General features: G+C 68.5%; 5 protein-coding genes and 1 pseudogene. 3 read left to right on the forward strand and 3 right to left on the reverse strand.

The annotated features are described in order from the left end of the window. Positions 1-284: hypothetical protein (locus VOI19_RS15440; protein ID WP_323793854.1), on the reverse strand; the 284-nt coding region annotated here is incomplete at its 3' end. A 74-nt stretch (positions 285-358) separates the two neighbouring features. Here VOI19_RS15440 and VOI19_RS15445 point away from each other — a divergent pair. Beyond that, positions 359-589 carry a hypothetical protein gene (locus tag VOI19_RS15445; protein WP_323793855.1) on the forward strand — a complete coding sequence of 77 codons (231 nt, stop codon included), beginning with the start codon at positions 359-361 and terminating at the stop codon, positions 587-589. A gap of 3 nt (positions 590-592) precedes the next feature. On the opposite strand, the gene VOI19_RS15450 is transcribed toward VOI19_RS15445, so the two are convergent. After that, positions 593-1,186, reverse strand: coding sequence for a GNAT family N-acetyltransferase (locus tag VOI19_RS15450; RefSeq protein ID WP_323793856.1), 594 nt, complete (start codon positions 1,184-1,186; stop codon positions 593-595). Positions 1,187-1,362: 176 nt separating this feature from the next. Between VOI19_RS15450 and VOI19_RS15455 the strand changes: the two are divergent. Beyond that, positions 1,363-2,019 (forward strand): annotated as a pseudogene (locus tag VOI19_RS15455) (NAD(P)H-binding protein). Positions 2,020-2,063: 44 nt separating this feature from the next. Here VOI19_RS15455 and dnaB read toward each other — a convergent pair. Next, the gene (gene dnaB, locus VOI19_RS15460) at positions 2,064-3,455 is read right to left on the reverse strand and encodes a replicative DNA helicase (RefSeq protein ID WP_416366389.1); all 1,392 of its coding nucleotides are present in this window, start codon (positions 3,453-3,455) and stop codon (positions 2,064-2,066) included. Positions 3,456-3,947: 492 nt separating this feature from the next. Between dnaB and VOI19_RS15465 the strand changes: the two genes are divergently transcribed. Next, the coding region (locus VOI19_RS15465; protein WP_323793857.1) for an MATE family efflux transporter at positions 3,948-4,176 on the forward strand (229 nt) is incomplete at its 3' end.

A 4,176-nucleotide genomic window follows, 5' to 3' on the forward strand; every position in this document is an offset into this window, starting at 1 on the left:
TTCGGCTGCATCGAGATTGAAAACGAGTGGGCCTTGGTGTGGCCGCGCCGCTCACGGACGGTCAGCGGGATCGAGGCCCGCTCGAGGCCCGCGACGCTGCGTAGCGCGAGCACGCGGTCGACGTACGTCTGGATCGAGGCGAGGTCGCCGAACTGTCGCTCCGCCTCGAGCGTGAGCGTCGATCCCTGGTGCTCGATGGTGCCGCCCTGCTTGAGCGTCTTGGCGATTGCGTCCTCGGCCCGGTAGACGGCCTGGCGCTGACGGTCGGTGTGGGTGTGCGACATGACGCTCTCCAGTCTGTGGGTCGGGGCTCGACGCACGTTAGGGGGACCCACCGACATCTGGCGCACGTGTCAGAGTGAACGTCACGACCAACCGTGAGAACTCCTCGGAGGGCCCGTCGGCGACGGCGCGGATCGTGGTGCGGCTCGTGGCTGCGCTTGGACCGTCGGTGGCGATCGCGGTGGCGCTCGTCGTGGTCCTCCTCGCTCTCCTGCTCGGAGCGCCGGTCTGGCTCGTCACGCCGGCACTCCTCGCGGCCCTCGGCAGGCTGTTCCTCGCCCTGGAGCGGGTACGGCGCTCGAGCTGATCCTCAGGTGGGACCGCCGAGTCGGTGGCGCACCACCCTGCGGCGCAGGGTCGGGGACGCCACCACCTCGTAGCCGGCGTCGAGGAAGACCTGCAGCATCCCGACGGACGCCTCGTCCCAGATCACCGCTTTCCCGGCCGGCTGCTCGGTGGGGTAGCCCTCCAGCACTCGCGCACCACGCTGTCGTCCGTACTCGACGGTGGCGGCAGCCAGCTCGTACATCAGTCCCTGGCGACGGAATCCCTTGCGGACGACGAAGCAGGTGACCGACCAGACGCCCTCGAGCTCGGGATCCCTGCGCATCCACGGCTGCCGGCGGCTCCAGATCTTGGGATAGTTCTCCCGGGGCTCGACCGCGACCCACCCTGCCGGCTCGCCGTCGACGTAGCCGACGAGACCCGACGTCGGGCCGGAGGTCCCGCAGGCCGCCTGCTCCACGAGGGCCGCGTCGCGCTGCTCCTGGGTGGAGTCGCGCCAGATCCAACCCGCGACCTTCAGGCCCTGGCACCGGCAGGTGCGGGCACCACCGGCATCGAAGATCGTCTCGACGTCCTCGATCGTGGCCTCGTTGGCGGGGCACCAGGTGAAGTCAGGCACCTCGGCAACCTAACCCTGACCCGCTGGAGGCGCGAGCATGTGCCGCGAGAGCTGCCGGCGAGAGACCCCTTGTCGCTGACCTGCGGCTCCCTAGACTGAACGCGACCCGACCCGAGGTCGGGTCCTCATGCGGGTCGCGCTCCGCGACTCGTCCACACGAGGTTCAAGGAGGACGCATGACGCGCATCATCATCGTCGGAGGACACGGCAAGGTCGCTCGAAAGCTGACCCCGCTCCTGGTCGAGGACGGCCACCAGGTGACGTCGGTGATCCGTGACCCCGACCAGTCCGCAGCCATCAGCAAGCTCGGCGCAGAGCCCTCCGTCGCCGACGTGGCGTCGATGCAGCCCCACGAGCTAGAGGGCCTGCTACGCGGTCAAGACCTCGTCGTTGGGGCGGCCGGCGCCGGCGGCGGCTCCGCCGTGTAGACCTACGCCCTCGACCGCGACGCAGCGATCCGCTCCATGGACGCCGCCGCAGCTGCCGGGGCCGAGCGCTACGTGATGGTGTCGTACTTCGGCGCAGGTCCCGACCACGGCGTACCGCCCGAGAACGACTTCTACGCCTACGCCCAGGCGAAGACCGAGGCTGACGCGCACCTCGAGGAGTCGGCCCTGAAGTGGACGATCCTCCAGCCGAGCGCCCTCACCGAAGGCCCCCCGGCCGACACCGTCGACGTGCAGGCCAGCGACGCCGGCCAGGTCTCGCGGGGCACGGTGGCGCGGATGATCCGTGCGGTCGCCGGGGCCGAGCCGGCTGCCGTGGCCGGGCTGAAGATCCCGTTCAACGACGGCGACACCCCGATCGACGACGCGCTGCGCCACGTGCGCTGACGACGGCGACCGCTGGGGCGCCGCGGCGCCCTGTCCCTCCGGTGTCAGTGCGCCATGTCGACGAAGCGCGAGTAGTGGCCCTGGAAGGCCACGGTGATGTCACGCGTCGCGCCGTTGCGGTGCTTGACCACGAGCAGGTCGGCCTCGCCGGGGCGCGTCGACTCCTTCTCGTAGGCGTCGTCGCGGTGGAGCAGGATGACCATGTCGGCGTCCTGCTCCAGGGAGCCCGACTCACGCAGGTCGCTCATCATCGGGCGCTTGTCGGCGCGCTGCTCGGGACCACGGTTGAGCTGTGAGAGCGCGATGATCGGGATCTCGAGCTCCTTGGCCAGCAGCTTGATCTGACGGGAGAACTCCGAGACCTCGAGCTGGCGCGACTCGACCTTGCGGCCTGAGGACATCAGCTGCATGTAGTCGATGACGATGAGCTGGAGGTCGTGACGCTGCTTGAGGCGGCGCGCCTTGGCTCGGATCTCCATCATCGTCATGTTGGGGCTGTCGTCGATGAACATCGGCGCCCCGGAGACCTTGCCCATGTGACGGGCGAGCTTGTCCCAGTCGGAGGAGTCCATCTTGCCGTTGCGGATGTGGTTGAGCGGGACCTTGGCCTCCGCCGAGAGCAGACGCATCGAGATCTCCGAGCGCGTCATCTCGAGGCTGAAGAAGCAGCTGGTGAGGTTGTTGTGGATCGACGCCGCTCGGCAGAAGTCGAGCGCCAACGTCGACTTCCCCATGGCGGGGCGGGCAGCCACGATGATCATCTGGCCCGAGTGCAGACCGTTGGTGAGATCGTCGAGGTCGGCGAAGCCGGTCGGGACGCCGTAGAGGCCGGACTCACGGTTCTCGATGGCCTCGATCTCGTCGAGGACCTTGTCCATGATGTCGCTCAGCGGCGCGTAGTCCTCGGCCGCTCGGCGCTCGGTGATCTGGTAGACCTCGGCCTGGGCGCGGTCGACGATGTCGTCGATCTGGCCCTCGCCGGCGAAGCCGTACTGCGCGATCTTGGTGCCGGCGTCGACGAGGCGGCGCAGGATCGCCTTCTCGCGCACGATGTGGGCGTAGTACTCGGCGTTGGACGCGATCGGGACGTTGGCGGCCAGCGTGTGGAGGTAGGGCGCGCCACCGATCTTGGCCAGCTCGCCGCGACGCTGCAGCTCGGCAGCCACGGTGATCATGTCGACCGGCTCACCGCGACCGAAGAGGTCGATGATCGCGTCGTGGATCGTCTCGTGCATCGGCCGGTAGAAGTCGGTGCCTCGCAGCACCTCGGACACCTCGGCGATGGCGTCCTTGGAGATCAGCATCGAGCCGATCACCGACTGCTCGGCCGCCATGTCCTGTGGCGGAGTGCGGTCGCCGCCGGAGCTGCGGGGCGAGTCACCCGGCTCGAAGGCCGCCGGGCCGTCGCCCCAGTCGTCGAAGGGCGGCTCGGGCATCTGGCGGTGGTCGGAGTCGGTGACGCTCACGGTCTCGCTTCCGGTTAGCAGCAGGTGGTGCTGTGACGCTAGGGGCAGGCACCGACACCTCTGCGCACGATGGCGTGGAGCTGGTCGGACTCGCGAACCTACGGGTCTGAGGGGGTCCCGCGATACCGCCTTATCCACAGCCCCTGTGGATAACTGCGGTGGACCCGTGGACGACACGCACAACGCTGTGCACAGCCTGGGGAGCAACCTGTGTACAACTAGGTCGCGCACGAGCGAGAAACGGCTTTGAACTGCACAAACACCTCATCTGGGGTGTGGACCCAAAAGTTTTGCAAAAGCATTTCTGTTCACCGCGCGTCCACCTCGGCGTGTCCCGGTGGTTTGTCGACAAACCCACCTCACCACCGGCTATCCACAGAGTGTGCGTGAAATCGTCATCACTCCCCGTGGGCGGTCGAGCCCCTCGAGCAGCCCCCGACGCCACCGCATACATTCAGCCTCGTGCGGGAACAGGACAAGGCCATCGTCCGCCTGGCGGTGCCGGCCTTCCTCGCGCTCGTGGCGGAGCCCCTCTTCCTGCTGGCCGACGCCGTCGTGGTCGGCAGGCTCGGCACTCCCCAGCTCGCCGGGCTCGGCATCGCCGCGGTGATCCTGCAGACCGCAGTCGGCGTCTGCATTTTCCTCGCCTACGGCACCACGGCCGGGGTGGCACGTCGCCTCGGCGCCGGCG

Source organism: Nocardioides sp., assembly GCF_034670285.1.
Lineage (GTDB): Bacteria > Actinomycetota > Actinomycetes > Propionibacteriales > Nocardioidaceae > Nocardioides.